This window comes from Mycobacterium sp. SM1 (genome assembly GCF_018361265.1).
GTDB lineage: Bacteria > Actinomycetota > Actinomycetes > Mycobacteriales > Mycobacteriaceae > Mycobacterium.
The window spans coordinates 282346-302589 of sequence record NZ_JAFLNH010000004.1 but is presented as its reverse complement, the minus strand read 5'-3'; the positions used below and the strand labels follow the sequence as shown (position 1 = coordinate 302589).

General features: G+C 67.1%; 19 protein-coding genes and 1 pseudogene. 14 read left to right on the top strand and 6 right to left on the bottom strand.

The features are described from left to right. The first annotated feature begins 53 nt into the window (after positions 1-53). The 5 genes from acpM to MSM1_RS17990 all read left to right on the top strand — a co-directional run bounded on the left by acpM (position 54) and on the right by MSM1_RS17990 (position 5209). A complete protein-coding gene (acpM, locus tag MSM1_RS18010; protein ID WP_213445001.1) occupies positions 54-401 on the top strand; it encodes a meromycolate extension acyl carrier protein AcpM in 348 nt (115 codons plus the stop codon). Then, on the top strand, positions 398-1648 hold the full coding sequence (gene kasA / locus MSM1_RS18005) for a 3-oxoacyl-ACP synthase KasA (RefSeq protein WP_213444999.1): 1251 nt from the start codon (positions 398-400) through the stop codon (positions 1646-1648). The genes acpM and kasA overlap by 4 nt, the downstream gene beginning before the upstream one ends. A 29-nt stretch (positions 1649-1677) precedes the next feature. After that, entirely contained in the window at positions 1678-2937 is a 1260-nt protein-coding gene (gene kasB, locus MSM1_RS18000; RefSeq protein WP_213444997.1) for a 3-oxoacyl-ACP synthase KasB, read from the top strand. Positions 2938-2969: 32 nt separating this feature from the next. Continuing rightward, entirely contained in the window at positions 2970-4388 is a 1419-nt protein-coding gene (locus MSM1_RS17995) for an acyl-CoA carboxylase subunit beta (RefSeq protein ID WP_213444995.1), read from the top strand. A 407-nt stretch (positions 4389-4795) separates the two neighbouring features. After that, on the top strand, positions 4796-5209 hold the full coding sequence (locus MSM1_RS17990) for a hypothetical protein (protein WP_213444993.1): 414 nt from the start codon (positions 4796-4798) through the stop codon (positions 5207-5209). Between the two features lie 297 nt (positions 5210-5506). Here MSM1_RS17990 and MSM1_RS17985 read toward each other — a convergent pair whose 3' ends face one another. Together MSM1_RS17985 and MSM1_RS17980 are read right to left on the bottom strand one after the other, a co-directional pair. Continuing rightward, entirely contained in the window at positions 5507-5674 is a 168-nt protein-coding gene (locus MSM1_RS17985; RefSeq protein WP_213444990.1) for a hypothetical protein, read from the bottom strand. Positions 5675-5755: 81 nt separating this feature from the next. Continuing rightward, on the bottom strand, positions 5756-7300 hold the full coding sequence (locus MSM1_RS17980) for a glycerol-3-phosphate dehydrogenase/oxidase (protein WP_213444988.1): 1545 nt from the start codon (positions 7298-7300) through the stop codon (positions 5756-5758). A gap of 149 nt (positions 7301-7449) precedes the next feature. On the opposite strand from MSM1_RS17980, the gene MSM1_RS17975 reads away from it, so the two are divergent. Together MSM1_RS17975 and MSM1_RS17970 are read left to right on the top strand one after the other, a co-directional pair. Continuing rightward, positions 7450-9030, top strand: a complete 1581-nt coding sequence (locus MSM1_RS17975) for an FAD-binding oxidoreductase (protein WP_374101753.1) — start codon at positions 7450-7452, stop codon at positions 9028-9030. Beyond that, positions 9027-9971, top strand: a complete 945-nt coding sequence (locus MSM1_RS17970; protein ID WP_213444985.1) for a diacylglycerol kinase — start codon at positions 9027-9029, stop codon at positions 9969-9971. The genes MSM1_RS17975 and MSM1_RS17970 overlap by 4 nt, the downstream gene beginning before the upstream one ends. A gap of 36 nt (positions 9972-10007) precedes the next feature. Here the strand turns inward: MSM1_RS17970 and MSM1_RS17965 are convergent, their stop codons facing one another. Beyond that, entirely contained in the window at positions 10008-10520 is a 513-nt protein-coding gene (locus MSM1_RS17965) for a DUF3145 domain-containing protein (RefSeq protein WP_213444983.1), read from the bottom strand. A 115-nt stretch (positions 10521-10635) separates the two neighbouring features. After that, entirely contained in the window at positions 10636-11460 is an 825-nt protein-coding gene (locus MSM1_RS17960; RefSeq protein WP_213444981.1) for a serine hydrolase, read from the bottom strand. Between the two features lie 78 nt (positions 11461-11538). On the opposite strand from MSM1_RS17960, the gene MSM1_RS17955 reads away from it, so the two are divergent. Further along, a complete protein-coding gene (locus MSM1_RS17955; protein WP_213444979.1) occupies positions 11539-12624 on the top strand; it encodes an S-(hydroxymethyl)mycothiol dehydrogenase in 1086 nt (361 codons plus the stop codon). Further along, positions 12624-13247 carry an MBL fold metallo-hydrolase gene (locus MSM1_RS17950; protein WP_213444977.1) on the top strand — a complete coding sequence of 208 codons (624 nt, stop codon included), beginning with the start codon at positions 12624-12626 and terminating at the stop codon, positions 13245-13247. Before MSM1_RS17955 ends, MSM1_RS17950 begins: the two co-directional genes overlap by 1 nt. 56 nt (positions 13248-13303) lie before the next feature. Here the strand turns inward: MSM1_RS17950 and MSM1_RS17945 are convergent, their stop codons facing one another. After that, positions 13304-13474, bottom strand: a complete 171-nt coding sequence (locus MSM1_RS17945) for a hypothetical protein (protein ID WP_213444975.1) — start codon at positions 13472-13474, stop codon at positions 13304-13306. Positions 13475-13740: 266 nt separating this feature from the next. Between MSM1_RS17945 and MSM1_RS17940 the strand changes: the two genes are divergently transcribed. Beyond that, complete coding sequence (locus MSM1_RS17940; RefSeq protein ID WP_213444973.1) at positions 13741-14595, top strand: lipase family protein; 855 nt, start codon at positions 13741-13743, stop codon at positions 14593-14595. A gap of 76 nt (positions 14596-14671) precedes the next feature. After that, a complete protein-coding gene (locus tag MSM1_RS17935; RefSeq protein ID WP_213445714.1) occupies positions 14672-15625 on the top strand; it encodes an SDR family oxidoreductase in 954 nt (317 codons plus the stop codon). On the opposite strand, the pseudogene MSM1_RS17930 reads toward MSM1_RS17935, so the two are convergent. Continuing rightward, positions 15572-16908 (bottom strand): annotated as a pseudogene (locus MSM1_RS17930) (replication initiator). The gene MSM1_RS17935 and the pseudogene MSM1_RS17930 overlap by 54 nt on opposite strands. A 633-nt stretch (positions 16909-17541) precedes the next feature. On the opposite strand from MSM1_RS17930, the gene MSM1_RS17925 reads away from it, so the two are divergent. The 3 genes from MSM1_RS17925 to MSM1_RS17915 are packed head-to-tail and all read left to right on the top strand — an operon-like array spanning position 17542 to position 20194. Then, complete coding sequence (locus tag MSM1_RS17925; protein ID WP_213444969.1) at positions 17542-17829, top strand: WXG100 family type VII secretion target; 288 nt, start codon at positions 17542-17544, stop codon at positions 17827-17829. Continuing rightward, complete coding sequence (locus MSM1_RS17920; RefSeq protein WP_236056863.1) at positions 17829-19622, top strand: alpha/beta hydrolase; 1794 nt, start codon at positions 17829-17831, stop codon at positions 19620-19622. Before MSM1_RS17925 ends, MSM1_RS17920 begins: the two co-directional genes overlap by 1 nt. Beyond that, positions 19622-20194, top strand: coding sequence for an LppA family lipoprotein (locus MSM1_RS17915; protein ID WP_307857430.1), 573 nt, complete (start codon positions 19622-19624; stop codon positions 20192-20194). Before MSM1_RS17920 ends, MSM1_RS17915 begins: the two co-directional genes overlap by 1 nt. Positions 20195-20244 lie beyond the last annotated feature (50 nt).

The following is a 20244-nucleotide window of genomic DNA, read 5'->3' as shown; positions in this document are numbered from 1 at the left end:
TCAATCCACACAACACATCATCAAACACACCACACTACGAAGGGAAGCCCACTGTGCCCGTCACTCAAGAAGAAATCATCGCCGGCCTGGCCGAAATCATCGAAGAGGTGACCGGTATCGAGCCATCCGAGATCACTCCGGAGAAGTCGTTCGTCGACGACCTGGACATCGACTCGTTGTCGATGGTGGAGATCGCCGTGCAAACCGAGGACAAATACGGCGTGAAGATCCCCGACGAGGACCTCGCGGGGTTGCGCACCGTGGGCGACGTCGTCACCTACATCCAGAAGCTCGAGGAAGAAAATCCCGAGGCGGCCCAGGCGATCCGCGCCAAGATCGAAGCCGAGAACCCCGAGCAGGTCGAGAAGGTCCGCGCGCGGCTCGAAGCGGAGAGCAAGTGACCGGGCCTTCCACTGCTAACGGCGGTTTCCCCAGCGTCGTGGTCACCGCCGTCACGGCGACGACGTCGATCGCGCCGGACATCGAGAGCACGTGGAAGGGTCTGCTAGCCGGTGAGAGCGGCATCCGTCTGCTCGAGGACGACTTCGTCGGCAAATGGGACCTGCCGGTGAAAATCGGCGGTCACCTCAAGGAGCCGATCGACAACCACATGGGGCGGCTGGACTTGCGGCGCATGTCGTATGTCCAGCGGATGGCCAAACTGCTCGGCGGTCAGCTGTGGGAGGCCGCCGGCAGCCCGGAGGTCGATCCGGACCGGTTCGCCGTGGTCATCGGCACCGGTCTGGGCGGTGCCGAGCGGATCGTCGAGAGCTACGACCTGATGAACGCGGGCGGGCCCCGCAAGGTGTCGCCGCTCGCCGTTCAGATGATCATGCCCAACGGCGCCGCCGCGGTTGTCGGTCTATTGCTGGGGGCTCGCGCCGGGGTGATGACCCCGGTGTCGGCCTGTTCGTCGGGCTCGGAGGCCATTGCCCATGCGTGGCGCCACATCGTCATGGGCGACGCCGACATCGCCGTCTGCGGCGGAGTCGAGGGCGTGATCGAGGCGCTGCCCATCGCGGCCTTTTCCATGATGCGGGCGATGTCGACCCGCAACGACAATCCGGAAGGGGCCTCGCGCCCCTTCGACAAGAACCGTGACGGCTTCGTGTTCGGTGAGGCCGGGGCGCTCATGCTGATCGAGACCGAAGAGCACGCCAAGGCCCGCAGCGCCAGGCCGCTGGCGCGGCTGCTCGGCGCCGGCATCACCTCGGACGCCTTCCACATGGTGGCGCCCGCGCCCGACGGCGTGCGGGCCGGCAAGGCGATGGTGCGGGCGCTGGAGTTGGCGGGCTTGTCGCCCAAGGACATCGATCACATCAATGCGCACGCCACCGCCACGCCGATCGGTGACACGGCGGAGGCGAACGCCATTCGGGTGGCCGGGTGCGAGCACGCCGCGGTGTATGCCCCCAAGGGGGCGTTGGGCCACTCTATCGGCGCGGTCGGCGCCCTCGAGTCGGTGCTCACCGTGCTGACTCTGCGGGACGGCGTCATCCCCCCGACGCTGAACTACGAAACCCCGGATCCCGAGATCGACCTGGACATCGTCGCGGGCGAACCCCGCTACGGCGATTACCAGTACGCCATCAACAACTCGTTCGGGTTTGGCGGGCACAACGTCGCGCTCGCCTTCGGACGTTACTGAAAGTCACGAAAGGAACGCATCCGACACCCATGACAGAGCTGGTTACGGGGAAAGCGTTTCCCAATGTGGTTGTCACCGGCATTGCCATGACGACCGCTCTCGCATCCGACGCCGAGACGACGTGGAAGATGCTGCTTGACGGGCAAAGCGGTATCCGATTGCTCGACGACCCGTTCGTGGAGGAGTTCGACCTGCCGGTGCGCATCGGCGGACACCTCGTCGAGGAATTCGACAGCCAGCTAACGCGCGTCGAAAACCGCCGGATGGGCTACCTGCAGAAAATGGCCACCGTGCTGGGCCGGCGGGTGTGGGAAAACGCGGGCTCGCCCGAGGTCGACACCAACCGGCTGACGGTGTCCATCGGCACCGGCATGGGGTCCACCGAGGAGCTGGTCTTCGGCTATGACGACATGCGCGTGCGCGGCACCAAGGCGGTTCACCCGCTGGCCGTGCAGATGTACATGCCCAACGGCGCCGCCGCGGCGGTCGGGCTGGAACGGCACGCCAAAGCCGGTGTGATGACCCCCGTTTCGGCGTGTGCCTCGGGTTCGGAGGGTATCGCCCGCGCCTGGCATCAGATAGTGCTCGGCGAGGCCGACATCGCGATCTGCGGTGGCGTCGAAACCAAGATCGAGGCGGTGCCGATCGCGGCCTTCGCCTCGATGCGCATCGTGATGTCGACAAATAACGACGACCCGCCCGGCGCCTGCCGACCGTTTGACAAGGATCGCGACGGGTTCGTGTTCGGTGAGGCCGGGGCGCTGATGGTCATCGAGACCGAGGAGCACGCAAAAGCCCGCGGCGCCAACATTCTGGCCCGCCTGATGGGGGCGGCCATCACCTCCGACGGCTACCACATGGTGGCGCCGGATCCCAACGGCGAACGCGCGGGCCATGCGATGACGCGTGCGATCCAGCTGGCCGGCTTGACCCCCGGCGACATCGACCACGTCAACGCGCACGCCACCGGGACACAGGTCGGCGACCTCGCCGAGGGCAAGGCCATCACCAACGCGCTGGGTCCCCATGGCGGCAACGCCGCGGTGTACGCGCCCAAGTCCGCCCTTGGTCACTCGGTAGGGGCGGTCGGCGCGGTGGAGTCGATCCTGACGGTGCTCGCATTGCGGGATCAGATCATCCCACCCACACTGAACCTGGTGAACCTCGACCCGGACATCGACTTGGACGTGGTGGCGGGAAAACCCCGCCCCGGTCGCTACCAATACGCGGTCAACAACTCGTTCGGATTCGGTGGTCATAACGTCGCGATCACCTTCGGGCGGTATTGACCCGCTGACCGGCGCATGACAGGAGACCTGCGATGACGATCGTGGCCCCCGAGACGGTTGACGAGTCGCTGGATCCCCGCGATCCGCTGCGGCGGCTTTCCACGTTCTTCGACGACGGCAGCGTGGAGCTGCTGCACGAGCGTGACCGCTCCGGAGTGCTGGCCGCGGCCGGCTCGGTGAACGGTGTGCGCACCATCGCATTCTGCACCGACGGGACCGTGATGGGCGGTGCTATGGGTGTCGAGGGCTGCGCGCGCATCGTCGACGCCTACGACCTCGCCATCGGCGAGCAGCATCCGATCGTGGGCATCTGGCACTCCGGGGGCGCGCGGCTGGCCGAAGGGGTCCGGGCCCTGCACGCGGTCGGGCTGGTGTTCGAGGCCATGATCCGGGCGTCGGGTTACATCCCGCAGATCTCCGTGGTGGTCGGTTTCGCCGCCGGCGGCGCCGCCTACGGACCGGCGCTGACCGACGTCGTCGTCATGGCGCCGGAAAGCCGGGTATTCGTCACCGGACCCGATGTGGTACGCAGCGTCACCGGCGAGGACGTGGACATGGCGCACCTCGGCGGCCCGGAAACCCATCACAAAAAGTCCGGGGTGTGCCACATCGTCGCCGACGACGAACTCGACGCCTACGAGCGGGGTCGGCGCTTGGTCGGATTGTTTTGCCAGCAAGGGCATTTCGACCGCAGCAAAGCCGAAGCCGGCGACACCGACCTGCATGCCCTGTTGCCGGAATCCCCGCGGCGGGCCTATGACGTACACCCGATCGTCCACGCGCTGCTCGATGACGGCACGTTCGAGGAGTTCCAGGCCCGGTGGGCGCCGTCGATGGTGATCGGACTTGGACGGCTGTCGGGCCGGACGGTGGGTGTGCTGGCTAATAATCCGCTGCGGCTGGGCGGTTGTCTGAACTCGGAAAGCGCGGAAAAGGCAGCGCGTTTCGTCCGGCTATGCGACGCGTTTGGTATCCCGCTGATTTGTGTGGTCGACGTCCCGGGCTATCTGCCCGGGGTGGACCAGGAGTGGGGCGGCGTGGTGCGCCGAGGTGCCAAACTGCTGCACGCGTTCGGCGAGTGCTGTGTTCCGCGGGTCACGCTGGTCACCCGAAAGATTTACGGCGGGGCCTACATCGCGATGAACTCCCGCTCGCTCAACGCCACCAAGGTGTTCGCCTGGCCGGACGCCGAGGTCGCGGTGATGGGCGCCAAGGCGGCGGTGGGCATCCTGCACAAGAAAAAGCTGGCCGCCGCACCCGAGCATGAGCGGGAGGCGCTGCACGAGCAGCTGGCCGCCGAGCACGAGCGCATCGCCGGAGGTGTGGACAGCGCCATCGAGATCGGTGTGGTCGACGAGAAGATCGACCCCGCGCACACCCGCAGCAAGCTCACCGAGGCACTGGCCACCGCTCCCCCGCGCCGCGGCCGTCACAAGAACATCCCGCTGTAGTTACCAACCCCGCGAACCGACACAAAAGCACCGAACCAGCCCGTTGTCTTGGGTTTGCGTGTGCTCAGCGGACTATTGCGACTGTTGCGCCGACACCCGCATCCGTCATCGCCGCCGCCTCACGGGCGCCGTCCGCGGCTGCAAGAGCACCTCACCGGACCGCCGACAAGGGGTAGACGGCGCCTATGCCGGCACCGGCGAGCGGGTCAGCTCATCGGTCATCGGTTGACCCGTGTCGCAAACCCGGCGCGGCAACGGATCGCGGGGGTGTCGAGGGTCCCGCCGGCCCGCTGCACCCCGTCGACGCAAGAACACGACCCGTCGCCGCGCCTCCGGGCCGGGGTACGATTTTTCACACCCCCGGTGAACCCGGGCGCGGCGCGCATGCCAACTGAGGATAGGTTCAGATGACCAGGCTCAAGGTGTTAGTGCTGGCTCTCTTCGCAGCCTATTGGATGATCATCGCGGCTATGGTGCTCGTCGCCCGGCCGCAGTATGACCAGCTGCTGAAGCTCTCCGGGAATTCCCAGAAGGGTGAGGTGCCCTCCCTGGTGATCCTGACAGCGGTCCTCGCAATCCTGTCGACCGGTGTGATTCGCGGCTGGCGATGGACCTTTTGGCTCATCCTTCTCGTGTTCCTGGCCGGGGTGCTGCGCGCCGGCGAAACGGCCACGCAGCTGATCGGCATGACGCCGCACAAGGGGCCGGTTTGGTACGTCGTCCTGCCCGGCATGGTCGGCTTAATTCAGTTTGCGATCGCGATCGCCATGATTGTCAGCTATCGCAAAGTCGGCCCCTGGGGTCGCCCCTCGCCGCAGTGACACGACCGTCTCACGGCAGACGGTCGCGACACCTGAGGTGTGCGATCAAGATCGCCACGAGTCGCACCGCTCCACGAGGATCGTTATCCCGCAATCGATCCCGGTGACGTCGCCGCAATAGGCCTGCTGATGCCGGAGCAGACACCGGCGTTCGGATGCCGTGCTGCGTGCGTTAGCGTGCCCGGGCCCTGAACGAGCGATTCCCCGGCCAGGAGGCTGGCCGGCGTCCCCGGTGGGCCGGGTAGGGGTCCCTGGGGCCGGCGCTGCCGCCCGGCCGGCCGCCAATCCCGCCGGTCCTCAGCCGGGATTGGACGCAATGGCTTCCGACACCATTGCGTACGCGTGCGCCAATTTCTCAATCTCATTGGTGCTGGAGCCGCTGAACTGCTTTAGCTTCCCCAGCTCCGCCCTGATTGCGATGTAGAGCTCCTGCGCCGTCTCGGTCCTCTCTTGGGCAGCGTTCACGATAGTGCCTCCTTTCACCCTGATAGCCGATCGTTCGCATCCGGGTCGGTACCCCTATTCGTCGAGCTCAGTTAGCCACATTTAGCCGAGCGCGGCCAGAAACTCTTGTGTCACACCAACCACCCGCTCGCGATCCGTCGCCACCAGACCGATCCGGGTCCGGCGATCGAGAATATCGCTGACCTCCAGCGCGCATTCGTGGGTCACCGCGTACTCGAACTCGGCTCGGGTCACATCGATGCCCTCGGCCACCGGGTCGGTGGGCCGCTCACAGGTGGCCGAAGCGACAACGTTGGCGGCTTCGGCCCCGTAGCGTGCCACCAGCGAGGCCGGCAGGCCGGCGATGGGCCGCGTCGCCGACCCCGGGTTGGCCGGCGCGCCGACCAGCGGCAGGTTATGCGTGCGGCATTGTCCGGCGTCCATGCGACGCCAGGCGATAGCGCGGTCGAGCACGTCTTGGGCCATATACCGGTACTCGGTCAGCTTGCCGCCGACCACGCTGATCACACCGGATGGCGATTCGACCACGGCGTGCCGGCGCGACAGGTCGGCGCTGCGGCCGTCACCGGCGTCGATCAGCGGCCGCAGACCGGCGTAGGCGCCGATGACATCCCCGGCTCCCAGCGAGCTGCCTAAGGCGGTGTTCACCGTATCGAGCAACAAGCCAATTTCTTCCGGAGTCGGTTGGGGCACATCAGGAACGGGTCCCGGTACGTCTTCGTCAGTCACCCCGAGGTAGACGCGGCCCAGCTGCTGGGGCATGGCGAACACAAAGCGGTTGAGCTCACCGGGAAGCGGTATGGTCAGCGCCGCGCCCGGATTGCCGAACGAACGGCTGTCGAAGACGAGATGGGTCCCGCGGCTGGGCCGCAGCTTGAGTTTCGGGTCGATCTCACTTGCCCACACCCCGGTCGCGTTGATGACGGCGCGCGCGGAGACGTCGAAGGATCCGCCGCCGCGCTGATCGGTCAACCGTACCGAGGTGCCGGTGGCCTCGGACGCGGCCACATAGGAAAGGATTCGGGCACCGTGTTGCGCGGCGGTGCGCGCAACCGCGATGACCAGCCGGGCGTCGTCGATCAGCTGCCCGTCGTAGGCCAAAAAGCCCCCGTCGAGGCCCTCGCGCCGCACCGCCGGAACCATGCCGATGACCTCCCGTGCCGGAACCCGGCGCGAACGCGGCAGAACCGACGCCGGGGTACCCGCCAGCGCGCGCAACACATCGCCGGCGAGAAACCCGGCGCGCACCAGCGCCCGCTGTCGGCGACCCATCGCCGGCAGCAACGGCACCACCTGCGCCATCGCATGCACAAGATGAGGCGCGTTGCGCGTCATCAGGATTCCGCGTTCGATGGCGCTGCGCCGGGCGATTCGCACGTTGCCGGTAGCCAGATAGCGCAAGCCCCCATGGACCAGCTTGGAACTCCAGCGGCTGGTGCCGAACGCCAGGTCGTGCTTCTCCACCAACGCCACGCGCAGGCCGCGCGACGCGGCATCCAGCGCGATGCCGGTGCCGGTGATGCCGCCACCGATCACGACGACGTCGAGGGGATCGCCATCGGCCAGCGCGGTCAGCTCGGCGGCTCGCCGTGCCGCGTTGAGTGCGGTGCGCATCGGGACAAACATCCGTTCAGCGGTGACGCGGATCGCGTCCAGGATCGGCTGCGTGATAGCCGCGGAGTGGGCGGCAGCTGGGCAGTCGGCAATATCATCGCGGCCGGCTGGCGCGGGTAATACTGTAGCGCATGGCCAGCCGCGAGGAACTCCTACCGCCGATGAAGTGGAACGCGTGGGGAGATCCGGCCGCCGCTATCCGGCTCTCCGACGGCATCAGGTCGTTGCTGAAAGAGGCTCTAGGCGTGTCGGATTCACGTCCCCTCGAACTCGGCCCCGAGCAGGTGCGGTTGCGCCCCTCGGCGTTGTCGCCGGCCGATCACGACGCGCTTACCGCACTGCTGGGCGTCGGCTACTGCCGTGTCGGCGACCGCGATCGGCTGTTGCACGCCGGCGGCAAGTCGACTTTGGATCTGTTGCGGCGCAGGGACTCCGGTGTCCAGGATGCTCCCGATGCGGTGCTGCTTCCCGGGGATGAGGACGAGGTGGCGGCCGTGCTGGACTACTGCACACACCACGCCATCGCGGTCGTCCCGTTCGGGGGCGGCACCAGTGTGGTCGGAGGGCTCGATCCGATTCGGGGCCGATTCCGCGCCGTGGTCTCGCTGGACCTGCGGCGCTTCGATGAGTTGCTCGCCCTCGACGAGGCATCCGCGGTCGCGGACTTCGGGGCCGGCGTCACCGGCCCCGAGGCCGAGCGGCTGCTCGGTGAGCACGGCTTTTCTTTGGGGCATTTCCCGCAGAGCTTTCAGTTCGCTACCGTTGGGGGCTTCGCCGCAACCCGGTCGTCCGGCCAGAATTCGGCCGGCTACGGCCGGTTCGACGACATGATTTGCGGGTTGCGGGCGATCACCCCTGCCGGCGTGCTGGATCTGGGCCGGGCACCGGCATCGGCGGCCGGCCCCGATCTGCGGGAGCTGCTGATCGGCTCCGAGGGCGCCTTCGGTGTCATCACCCGGGTGCGGCTGCGGGTGCACCCGGTCCCGGAAGCCACCCGATACGAAGCGTGGTCGTTTCCGGATTTCGCGACCGGGACCGCGGCGCTGCGGGCCGTCACCCAGGCGGGCGCCGCCCCGACGGTCATCCGGCTTTCCGATGAGGCCGAAACCGGGGTGAACCTGGCCACCACCGAGGCCGTCGGACAGCAGCGGATTAGCGGCGGGTGCCTGGCCATCACCGTGTTCGAGGGCACCCGGGCGCACGCCGAAAGCAGGCATGCCCACACGGCCGCGCTGCTGGCCGCCCACGGCGGCACATCGCTAGGTGAGGCACCGGCGCGGGCCTGGGAGCGTGGCCGGTTCAGCGCGCCGTATCTGCGCGACTCGCTGCTGGCCGCGGGCGCGTTGTGCGAGACCCTGGAGACCGCCACGTACTGGTCGAATATCCCCGCGCTCAAGCAGGCCGTCACCGTGGCGCTCACCACGTCCCTGGCGGCATCCGGCACGGCGGCGCTGGTGCTGTGCCACATCTCGCACGTGTACCCCACCGGCGCATCGCTATATTTCACCGTGGTCGCCGCGCAGCGGGGCAATCCGATCGAGCAGTGGCGCGCCGCGAAAGCGGCCGCATCGGATGCGATCATGGCCACCGGCGGCACCATCACCCACCATCATGCGGTCGGCACCGATCACCGGCCGTGGATGCCCCGGGAAGTGGGCGAGCTGGGGGTGCGCCTGCTGCGGGCCGTCAAGTCGACCCTGGACCCTGCGGGAATCCTCAACCCCGGCAAGCTGATCCCGTGACCGGACGGCTACGGCGACGCAACATCGGCCAGGTGACCGTGCTGACGAACCCGGCATCGGGCCGCGGCCACGCGCAGCGGGTCGCGCACCGGGCGATCACCCGATTGCGGCAGCGCGATGTGGGCGTAGCCGAGATCGTCGGCGCCGACGCGCATCATGCACGTCGCCTGATCGACAAAGCCCTCGACCGCGGCACCGACGCCCTGGTGGTGGCCGGTGGCGACGGTGTGGTCTCCGACGCCCTACAGGCGCTGGCCAACACCGATATTCCGTTGGGCATCGTGCCCGCAGGCACCGGAAACGACCATGCCCGCGAATTCGGGCTCCCCACCAAGCATCCCGACACCGCCGCCGACATCATCGCCGACGGCTGGACCGAAACCATCGACCTGGGAAGGATTTGTGACCGCGCCGGTGTGGTCAAGTGGTTCGGCACCGTGGCGACTGCGGGGTTCGACTCGCTGGTGACCGAGCGTGCCAACCGGATGCGCTGGCCGCGCGGGCGAATGCGGTACAACCTGGCGATACTTGCCGAGCTCTCGCAGCTGCGGCTGCTGCCGTTTCGGCTGCTGCTCGACAACGGCCATGAGATCGTGGCTGACCTCACGCTCGCGGCTATCGGCAACACCCGCAGCTACGGCGGCGGCATGCTGATCTGCCCCGACGCCGACCACGCCGACGGCCAGCTCGATATCACCATGGTGCGCTGCCCCTCACGGAGCCGGCTGATCCGCTTGCTCCCCACCATTTTCAAGGGCACTCATGTCGGTCTTGACGAGGTGAGCACGGCGCGCACCACGTCCACCGACATCGAATCGGCCGGCATCACCGTCTACGCCGACGGCGAATACGCCTGCCGGCTGCCCGCCGAGATCTCCGCGGTTCCGGGCGCGTTGCAGATCCTGCGTCCCATTGGCGAGCAAAATCGCCCTAAACCCTAGGCTTTTGGGCGATTTTGCGGCTGCTCGCCCGAAAGACTATCCCACGCTGCGGCTAAGCCAACTCGCCTGACCGGCGTCGCCTCCGTCGCGGTACGCCTCCAGGGCCTCGTCCCAGGCCGTTCCCAGGACCGAATCCAGCTCGGCCGCTAGCACGTCCGGGCCTTGCGCCATCATCGCCCGCAGCCTGTTCTCGCTGACCACGATGTCCCCGTTGGCGCTCGTCGACGCACTCCACAGCCCCAACTGGGGCGTGTGGCTGAACCGTTGCCCGTCGACACCGGGACTGGGATCCTCGGTGACCTCGAAGCGCAGCACCGACCAGGAGCGCAGGGCATTGGCCAACCGCGCCCCGGTGCCCACCGGCCCCACCCAGTTGGTCACCGCCCGCAACTGTCCGGGCATCGCCGGCTGCGGGGTCCACTCGAGATTCGCCTTGGCCTGCAGAGTCGACGACAACGCCCACTCCACATGCGGGCACACCGCCGCGGGTGAGGCATGGATATACACCACGCCGCTCGTCACCTCGGCGCATTGGTTCGACACGCACATCTGCTGCTCCTTCGGCTTCAGGACGTCTTCCCCTACGACCTGGCGAGCCCGGCGAGCAGATGCTGATGAAGTTGTTCCTTGCGTGTCTATTGTGCCTCTTGAGACCTCTGTTGCGCTAGTCTGGAGCCGCGTCGGCTATCACCGCGTCGGAAAGTGCCGGCCACAAGGGCAACGCCCACTCGCCGAAATCACGATCGGTAAGCACCACCAGCGCCAAGTCCAGTTGCGGGTCCACCCAGATGAAGCTGCCTTGCTGGCCGAAGTGCCCGTAGGTCCGGGGCGAGTTGGCCGTACCGGTCCAGTGCGGCGACTTGGCGTCCCGGATTTCGAACCCCAGCCCCCAGTCGTTGGGCCGTTGCACGCCGTAGCCGGGCAGCACACCGTCGAGGCCGGGAAACTGCACCGCGATCGCCTGGGCGTGCATCTGCGCCGATACCGTCGACGGTCTCAGCAGATCACCGGCGAACGCCACCAGATCGGCAACCGTTGAGGTCGCGCCGAATCCCGCCGCCCCCGCGCCGCCGTCTAGGCGCGACGCGGTCATGCCCAGCGGGTCGAAGACCGCCTCGGCCAGATAGCCGGCGAACTCGATGCCCGACGCTTGTTGCACCGTCTCGGCCAGCACCGTGAAGCCGTAGTTGGAATACATCCGGCGCACACCGGGCTTGGCCAGCACGTGGTTGGAGTGCATCGCCAGCCCGGACGCGTGCGCCAGCAGGTGGCGAACCGTGGACCCGGGCGGGCCGGCCGCGGTGTCGAGGTCAAACACCCCTTCCTCCACGGCGACCTGCACCGCCCGCGCGACCAGCAGTTTGGTCACCGACGCCAAAGCGAACACCCGCCCGGTGTCGCCGTGGGTTGCCAGCGGCCCGGACGGCCCGACCACGGCGGCCGCGGCGCTCACGACCGGCCAGTCATCGAGGGTGTCGAGAGCGGCCATCGGGGTGCAGCCTATCCGCCCGCTTCGCTTCGCGCCGCCGCGCGCCGCGCGCGTCGTCGCCGGGCTACGTTAGAGGCCATGAGCCAAACGGTGCGCGGTGTGATTTCGCGCAAGAGGGGCGAACCCGTCGAGTTGGTGGACGTGGTTATCCCAGACCCGGGGCCCGGCGAGGCCGTCATCAACGTCATCGCCTGCGGGGTATGCCACACCGACCTGACCTACCGCGAGGGCGGCATCACCGCCGACTACCCGTTCCTGCTCGGCCACGAAGCCGCGGGCACCGTCGAATCCGTGGGGCCAGGGGTAACCGCGGTCGAACCGGGCGACTTCGTGATCCTCAACTGGCGCGCCGTGTGCGGCCGATGCCGCGCCTGCAAAAGGGGCCGACCGTGGCATTGCTTCGACACCTTCAACGCCGACCAGAAGATGGCGCTGGCCGATGGCACCGAACTGACGCCGGCACTGGGCATCGGAGCGTTCGCCGAGAAGACCCTGGTGCACGCCGGGCAGTGCACCAAGGTCGATCCCGAGGCCGATCCGGCGGCCGCGGGCCTGCTGGGCTGCGGGGTGATGGCCGGCCTGGGTGCCGCGGTGAACACCGGCGCGGTCAGCCGTAACGACACCGTCGCGGTGATCGGCTGCGGCGGTGTGGGCGATGCCGCGATCGCCGGCGCGGCGCTGGTCGGCGCCAAGCGAATCATCGCGGTCGACACCGACAACACCAAGCTGGAGTGGGCTCGCACATTCGGCGCCACCCACACCGTCAACGCCCGCGAGCTTGACGTCGTCAAAACCATCCGGGACCTCACCGACGGCTTCGGCGCCGACGTCGTGATCGACGCCGTCGGCCGCCCCGAAACCTGGCAGCAGGCCTTCTACGCTCGCGATCTCGCCGGAACCGTCGTGCTGGTCGGGGTGCCTACCCCCGATATGCGCATCGAGATGCCGCTGCTGGACTTCTTCTCGCACGGCGGCGCGCTGAAGTCCTCGTGGTATGGCGACTGCCTGCCCGAACGCGACTTCCCCGCCCTTATCGATCTGTATTTGCAGGGCCGGCTTCCGCTGGAGAAGTTCGTCACCGAGCGCATCGGCCTCGGCGACATCGAGGAGGCGTTCCGCAAAATGCGCGCCGGCAAGGTGCTGCGATCGGTGGTGATGTTGTAGTGCCCCCCGTCGAGCGTGTTGTCACCCACGGCACCTTCGAACTCGACGGTGGCAGTTGGGAAGTCGACAACAACATCTGGATTGTCGGGGACGACTCCGACGTTGTGGTCTTCGACGCCGCGCACACCGCGGCGCCGATCTTGTCCGCCGTCGACGGGCGCAACGTGGTGGCGGTGGTGTGCACCCACGGCCACAACGACCACGTGACGGTGGCTCCCGAGCTGGGCCAGACGTTCGGCGCGCCGGTTCTGCTCCACCCCGCTGACGATGTCCTATGGCGGATAACTCACCCCGACAAAGACTTTCGCGCAATTTCCGACGGAGACACCTTGACCGTCGCCGGCATCAGGCTGCAAGCGTTGCACACCCCGGGTCACTCCCCGGGTTCGGTGTGCTGGTATGCGCCCGAGCTGGGCGCCGTGTTCAGCGGCGACACACTGTTCGCCGGCGGACCCGGCGCGACCGGGCGCTCGTTCTCCGATTTCCCGACGATCCTGGAATCGATCTCGGGCCGGCTCGGCAGGCTGCCTCCCGGTACGGTGGTGTACACCGGCCATGGCGATAGCACCACCGTCGGCGAGGAGATCGTCCACTACGACGAATGGGTGGACCGCGGCTACTGACGGCGAACGCCCACCACAACCCTCGGCGTCCGTCGAGGATCCGTCGCTTCTCGGCGTCAAACCGCTTGGGTTAATGCCCAGGAATCCCCCAGTGCTGCACGCATTTTAATTGGAATCCAGATAACCCGCACACGGCGCAGGTCGCTGTGACGGGAATCCGATTCAGCCACAACCAGCGTCTGACAATCGTTGTTGACCGTCGGTGTGTTGTTGATGCTTTCGGCCATCGCAAGCGTGGGGGATTCCTGGCGTCGGGTCGATACTCATCCGACGCCACGGGACCGGCCACCCGCCGTGCTGGGACCGCCGCCACCGGCGCCGCTACCGACGCGGCGACCGCCACGCGTACATTAAGAATCATGGTGCCCAGGCGGTCCGGCAGCGGGGTGTGCGCGGAAACATCCCCTGGAGAGGAATGTCGGCCACACCATCTGGGTGACATTCCAACGAATTGGGCGGAGGGGCTTTGCCGGCACCAGCCACGATGGATGTAATGAAGGCAATAGAATTCGGCCAGATTGTGCGCGTAGCCTACGAAAAGCCGCCCAGCGACTTGACAAATGCGGCCGGTCAGCCGTTGAGCGCTAGCGGCGTAGGTTACACCGTGGTCACGACGATTTATGCCAACGATCTTGCGACCGACGTCAACCCCGGACGCGGCGACGACGACGTTTCGATCGGGCTGATCTGCCAGGCCGATCAAACCGGTGATGTGGTGATCGCCTTTCGGGGCACCGAAGGCATCTGGGAGTGGCTTCACGATTTCGCATTCCAGCAGGTTCCGTGTCCCTTCCTGGCCGGCGCCGGCCACACGGAAGACGGCTTCACCGCCATGTACGAGTCCTTGAGAACCGGAACGGCGCCGAGTTCGCCGACCGTGGTCAACGCTTTGAGCAACCTTTCGTTTCCCCGTCCGGTGAGCTCCGTAACGATTTGCGGGCACAGCCTGGGAGGCGCCCTTGCGACGCTGCTGGCCCTCGACGTGGCGGCCAATACGGGCTTTAGCGACCCAGCGGTATACACCTACGGCAGTCCGCGCACCGGGGATCCGCTGTTCGCAAGCACCTTCGACCAGGTGGTCACGAACTCGTATCGGATCGCGAATCGCCTAGACATCGTCCCGGCGTTGCCCCCTCCCCCGAACTACGAACATGTGCTCAAGCCATACGAGCTAAACCCGATCCGATTACTGCCGCCTCCGCCAAAGACCCTGGTCGCGTTCACCCCCGGATGCGAACACTCGCTCGTAACGTACCTGCATCTGCTGTCGCTTCAATCCGGCGGCCCGGTGATACCGCTCGAATCCGCTTGCCAGCCTTCGGCAACAGGGCAAGGGCCCGTCGATTGACGTGGCCGACGACATCAAGGCGTTCGGGGTTGCCCGCAGCCCCGTCTCCGCCGCTACGCATGAAGGAGTGAGACCCATGGCCACCAATCTCGTTGTCCCCGTCCCCAATCTGTCTGGAAAGTTGGCGGTCGTCACCGGAGCCAACAGCGGCCTCGGGTTCGGGTTGGCGCGTCGGCTGGCCGCGGCCGGCGCCGACGTTGTGATGGCGATCCGCAATCGCAGCAAGGGTGAGGCGGCGATCGACCAGATCCGCGCGGCGGTTCCCGCCGCTAAACTCACCATCAAGAACCTCGACCTGTCGTCGCTGGCCAGCGTCACCGCCTTGGGCGAGCAACTCAACGCCGAGGCCCGCCCGATCGACATCCTGATCAACAATGCCGGCGTGATGACCCCTCCGGAGCGCGACACCACCGCTGATGGCTTCGAATTGCAGTTCGGCAGCAACCATCTCGGGCACTTCGCACTGACGGCGCGCGTGCTGCCGCTGTTGCGCGCCGCCCCGGGGGCGCGCGTCGTCTCCCTGAGCAGCCTGGCGGCCCGCCGTGGCCGCATCCACTTCGACGATCTGCAGTTCGAGAAGTCGTACTCCCCCATGCAGGCCTACGGCCAGTCGAAGCTGGCCGTGCTGATGTTTGCGCGTGAGCTTGACCGCCGCAGCCGGGAGGCCGGCTGGGGCATTGTTTCCACTGCCGCGCATCCCGGCCTGACCAAGACCAACCTGCAGATCAGCGGGCCCTCGCACGGCCGCGACAAGCCATCGCTGACGGCGCACCTCTACCGGCTCTCGTGGCGTTTCACGCCGTTTCTGTGGCAGGAGATCGACGAGGGCATCCTGCCCGCGTGGTACGCGGCTGTCGCGCCGCAGGCCCGCGGCGGCGCGTTCTACGGGCCCCGTGGCCTCTACGAGGCCGCCGGTGGCGGCGTGAGACTGGCCAAGGTGCCCGCTCCGGCCCGCAACGACGCCGACGGCCGGCGATTATGGGAGGTTTCCGAGCAGCTCACCGGTGTCGGCTATCCGCGCCAGGGCTGACGTCGACGGTGACGGGTTGACGTGCGCTCGGCGGGCGCGCACCGCCGCCGACACGGCCAGCATCCGGTCCCCATCGCTTCCGTATCCGACGTGTCGTAGCCGCCACACGATGACCCGGTTGCCTTCGGGGTCATCACTGCACGGCCGGGCCAGCTCAGCGGTGCCGGTGTGCTGCTGGTGCCAGGCTGCTCGGCGGGCGCGCAGCGCAGCCATGGTGGTGGAAAATCGCCGCGATTTGGAAGTGACATGACCCCGATACCCCAGGGTGTGCAACCAGCGCAACATCGGCTCGTAGCCGGGTAGGCCCGCCAGGTCCCGCAGCGTGGATAAGATGACCCGGATGTGCTCGCGCACGTCGAGGGTGTCGATCGCCAGCGGTGACATGCGCTGCGCTGCCAGCCCGAACTCGGCCACCGACTTGCACACGTACTTGGCCAGATACCCCGCCGCCCGACGCGGCGAGCGACCCGCACCGCTGGCGCCGCCACCACCTCTGTCATCCGATCCCGGTGCGGCACTGACTGTTCCACCAGAAACGCTGGTGGAGGTGATGGGCTGGGCGTCGGTTTGGGCACCGAACCGCACCGTCACCGTGGTGGCGTTCGGCGCGGGCACCGCCACCGACACCTGCGCTGCCACCTGGTGCACCAGCGCGGCCAGCCGGCCCGCATCGATCCCCACTGCTGGCGGTGGGGTCGGCTGCCCGTCGTCTGCGGGTGGGCCGTCCAGCCGGATCACCGCGTGAAAGTGCGGCACCGCGCGGCGCTGAAACTCCACCACCTTCACAAACGACACCCGCACCAGGTTGGCATCACCACCAGCGTCGCGGATCGCGGCGGCGACCTGGCGGCGCAACGCGATGGTGAAGCGCCGCCACAACTCCGGCGCCCACCACGTGAACAACACCTGCGCGCCATAGTCGTAGCACTGGCCGCACAGCGGTTCCCCCACCCGCGCATCAGCGGCGTCATGCACCGCACCACACCACAACGGCGCCCATGCGGGCAGCGACGAAACCCGTTGCCGGGATGACATTTACGAGCCTGCCCTGTCGCGCCGTCACCGATCGTGTGCACGGCGCCGAAACTCGGCGCGGTCAACGTCACAAACACCGCCGGATGGCCGGCCACCGCCTCGGGCATCCCGTGATACCCACCGGCGATCCCAGCATGAATCAACTGCCAGGTGTCGGCACCGCACAACTGCGAACACGACGGGCACACCGACGCGCGCCGGTTCTTGCACCGCCCCAACACGTGCAGCAGGACGCCGCGTCCGTCCACGCCGAGCAGATGCACCGGGCGGCGCAAAATCCCGACCCGGCCGCCCGTGACCACCACGCGTCGAAACCCGGCGAGCAGGCCCGCGCCACCGCTTGGGCCACCACGGCCTCATCCCAGCAGCCAGCGCCGATGCCGTCACCGCCGTCGATGCCCGTACCCATGGCGCCAACATAGCCAGCCCCACCGACACATCGGCCTGCCCGACACCCGACGAGCACCCCGACACCAGCGGTACAGGCCAGATCAACGCGGTGGCGGCTACCTGCGAGCGACGCTGCGCTCCCTGTGCTTCCGTCCGCTGGCGCTCCCGTCCGCGCCGGTCGCTCCGCACGCCCTCGTCCGCCGCCACCGATCCGATAGCCCTACCGCACCCCGATCGGGGTCACCAGCCGTCGACCGAGCCCGACGCATCAGCGGATGTGGACAACAACCACCACGACCACCACCACGATGACCACGACTCGACGCCACACCCACCGTGACCTGCGGTGAAGAGGTTCGATACTGCTATTGATCAAAGTGGTCCCATCACCGTGGCGGTCGACAGGGCCGCTCAATTTGTGCATCGTGACTGCTTGAGGGGCGGTTATGCTGTCCTCGAACATTAGAGGAGGTGGGACGGTTCCTGAGCCGTTGAAATTCGACCCGGCTGATCTGCACGCGTCGGCCGAGCACATGAGTGTGCATCACGCCGATCTGCGGGCCGCGCATGCGGCCGCCGACAGCGAGATTGAAGACGCGCAGCCCGGTTGGGTGGGAGCCTCGGCGGCGGCGCTGGCAGCCAAACTCGCCGAATGGCAGGCCGCCACCGAGCAGCTGTGTGGCAGCATCGCCGATCACGAGCAGGCTTTTCGGGCGGCCCGCAAGGCGTATCTTACGGTCGACGGCGAAAGCGCCGACCACATCGACGACCAAATCTGATGTCGGTCACCAGCCTCGAAGAAGTCGACCGTTGGGATGCCGGGTGCCTTCGGCAGGTGTCGGCGGCATTAGGCAAACGCGGTGCTAGTGCCGCCGAAGTCAAAGCGGGGCTTTCCCGGTTGCCGTTGATTGCCAGCTGGCAGGGCAGCGCCGGGGACGCCGCCCGGGCGTCGCTGGACAAGCTGAGCACCCTGCTTGCCGCGCACGAAGACGAAATGCAGGCGGTCGGCGCTGCGATCAGCAAAGCGGCCGACGAAGTTCAAGAAATCAAAGACGCGCTAAGCAGCGTTGACCGTGACGCGTATGCGTGGGGGTTCACGATCGACCGTGCCACCGGCACCGTCACGCCCGGCGACGGGCTCGACATGGACTACCCGACAAACCAGCAGCGCCAAGCCGAACTGGAAGCGCGGATCAAAAAGGTCCTCGCCGACGCCAACACCGCCGACGCCGATCTGGCCCGGGCGATCACGTCGGCCGGCAAGGACGCGAGCGGCCCCGCCGAAACCCGGCCCGACGTGCGCGCAGCGCTTTCCGGGCCACTGCCGGACGACCCCAACCAATTCCGCGACCTGTGGGGCAAGCTCACCCCGCAAGAAAAGGATTGGCTGTATCGCCAAAACCACAACATCGGCAACCACGACGGGATGCCCACGGTGGATCGCGACCACTACGGGCGGCTCAATCTCGCCGACCAGCTCGCCCACGCCAAAGCTGCTGCCGCACAAGCCGATGCGCTGAAAAACCAGCATCCGGACTGGGCGGCGGGCAAAAACATTCCCCATCCCAACGAGCCGGGGGCGATCTTCGACGACCGGCTTGCCTACGAGGCCTGGCAACGCCAATACGACGCCGCCCAAAACGGCGCCAAATACCTGCCCGACCTACAAGCCGTCGACAAAGCACTCAAAGCCAGCCCGGATCGCAAACTGCTGCTGCTGGACACCCAAACCGGCAAGCAAGCCCGCGCCGCCATCGCCGTCGGCGACCCCGACAAAGCCACCCACGTCTCGGTCACTACCCCCGGGCTGAACACCACCGTGCACGGCAGCATTGAAAGCATGACTGAGGAAGCTAAGCAGCTTAGGCAAGAAGCCCTCCGGCAACTGCAAAACGCGCCCGGTCATGCGCACGACAGTGTGTCTGCGATCGCCTGGATCGGATATGACGCCCCGCAGGTGCCCGGCCTCGACGACCTCGGCAAATCGCTGACCGGTGGGTGGGGTGTCAGCCACGACAACTTGGCCAGAGCCGGCGCGCACGATCTGGCCCGTTTTTACGACGGGATACAAGCCTCCCACCAGGGTGGGCGGGCCGATTTGACCGCGATCGGGCACTCCTATGGCTCGCTGACCACCGGGCTGGCCTTGCAGGAACCCGGCGATCACGGGGTGTCACGGGCGCTGTTCTACGGATCTCCCGGGATCGAAGCCTCCACACCGCAACAGCTGCAGTTGCAGCCCGGCCATGTGTTCACTATGGAAACCCCCGACGACCCAATCCAGTGGACCTACGACGCCAAGTCTGTTGGCCAGGGCGTTCCGATCCTCGGGTCGTATCTCAACGACACGTTCGGCGACTTCGGCCCCAACCCGGCCACCAACCCCAACTTCACCCACCTGGCCACCGGCCCCGCTACCGTGCCTGACGGCCACGGCGGTACGCTGAATCTGGAAGGCGCACATGGGCACAGCGACTATCCGCGCTTCCCCGACGACGGCGGGCTCAGGACCACCAACTACAATATCGCCGCCGTTGTTGCCGGTCTGGGCGACCAGGCGGTTCACCAATAGTGACGAACCACCCACCCAAAGACACGGCCAACCCGCGACGGCAACGACTGCTGTACGCCGCCCTGATCGCCGCTGCACTGACCACAGCAGGATGCCACGTGACACAGCCCTACGAACCCACCCCACCCACCGACGCCGCCAAGGCCCTCGGAGTGCTCAAATCCCTGCCCTCGCTTGAGGACACCACAGCCCAGGTGCAAACCGCGATCAGCGAGATCACCTCTGCCACAAGTAAGCTCATCCCCGGGATCACATGGGAAACCGCCGACAACGCAGATACCGGGAGTTGTCAGCGACCCTACGAGCAAACCGATGGGAAAGACTACTATCTGCCGAATCGCATTGCGGAGAAAATCAGCGTTTCCGAGCAGCAGTGGGCGCAGATTCAGCAGGCCGCTAAAGAGGCGGCCGCCAAGCTCGACGCCACCGAGGTCCAGGTCATGAAAAACCAGCCCGGAAATCACGATGTGGGCTTTTACGGCCCCACCGGATTATTCATCAAAATCTCGTACGGAGGGAACCTCGTTGTCTCCGGCTACACCGGCTGCCGGCTACCCCGCGACAAGAAATAACGCCGCGACCACCAAACGCAGGCCCAGTCAGACGCGCCCGCCCGGCCATG

Excerpts from the sequence above, each read along its gene's own strand:
- kasB (WP_213444997.1), top strand. The coding sequence starts at position 1,678 with ATGACAGAGCTGGTTACGGGGAAAGCGTTTCCCAATGTGGTTGTCACC.
- MSM1_RS17995 (WP_213444995.1), top strand. The coding sequence starts at position 2,970 with ATGACGATCGTGGCCCCCGAGACGGTTGACGAGTCGCTGGATCCCCGC.
- MSM1_RS17990 (WP_213444993.1), top strand. The coding sequence starts at position 4,796 with ATGACCAGGCTCAAGGTGTTAGTGCTGGCTCTCTTCGCAGCCTATTGG.
- MSM1_RS17980 (WP_213444988.1), bottom strand. The coding sequence starts at position 7,300 with ATGTTTGTCCCGATGCGCACCGCACTCAACGCGGCACGGCGAGCCGCC.
- MSM1_RS17975 (WP_374101753.1), top strand. The coding sequence starts at position 7,450 with ATGAAGTGGAACGCGTGGGGAGATCCGGCCGCCGCTATCCGGCTCTCC.
- MSM1_RS17965 (WP_213444983.1), bottom strand. The coding sequence starts at position 10,520 with ATGTGCGTGTCGAACCAATGCGCCGAGGTGACGAGCGGCGTGGTGTAT.
- MSM1_RS17960 (WP_213444981.1), bottom strand. The coding sequence starts at position 11,460 with ATGGCCGCTCTCGACACCCTCGATGACTGGCCGGTCGTGAGCGCCGCG.
- MSM1_RS17955 (WP_213444979.1), top strand. The coding sequence starts at position 11,539 with ATGAGCCAAACGGTGCGCGGTGTGATTTCGCGCAAGAGGGGCGAACCC.
- MSM1_RS17945 (WP_213444975.1), bottom strand. The coding sequence starts at position 13,474 with ATGGCCGAAAGCATCAACAACACACCGACGGTCAACAACGATTGTCAG.
- MSM1_RS17940 (WP_213444973.1), top strand. The coding sequence starts at position 13,741 with ATGAAGGCAATAGAATTCGGCCAGATTGTGCGCGTAGCCTACGAAAAG.
- MSM1_RS17935 (WP_213445714.1), top strand. The coding sequence starts at position 14,672 with ATGGCCACCAATCTCGTTGTCCCCGTCCCCAATCTGTCTGGAAAGTTG.
- MSM1_RS17920 (WP_236056863.1), top strand. The coding sequence starts at position 17,829 with ATGTCGGTCACCAGCCTCGAAGAAGTCGACCGTTGGGATGCCGGGTGC.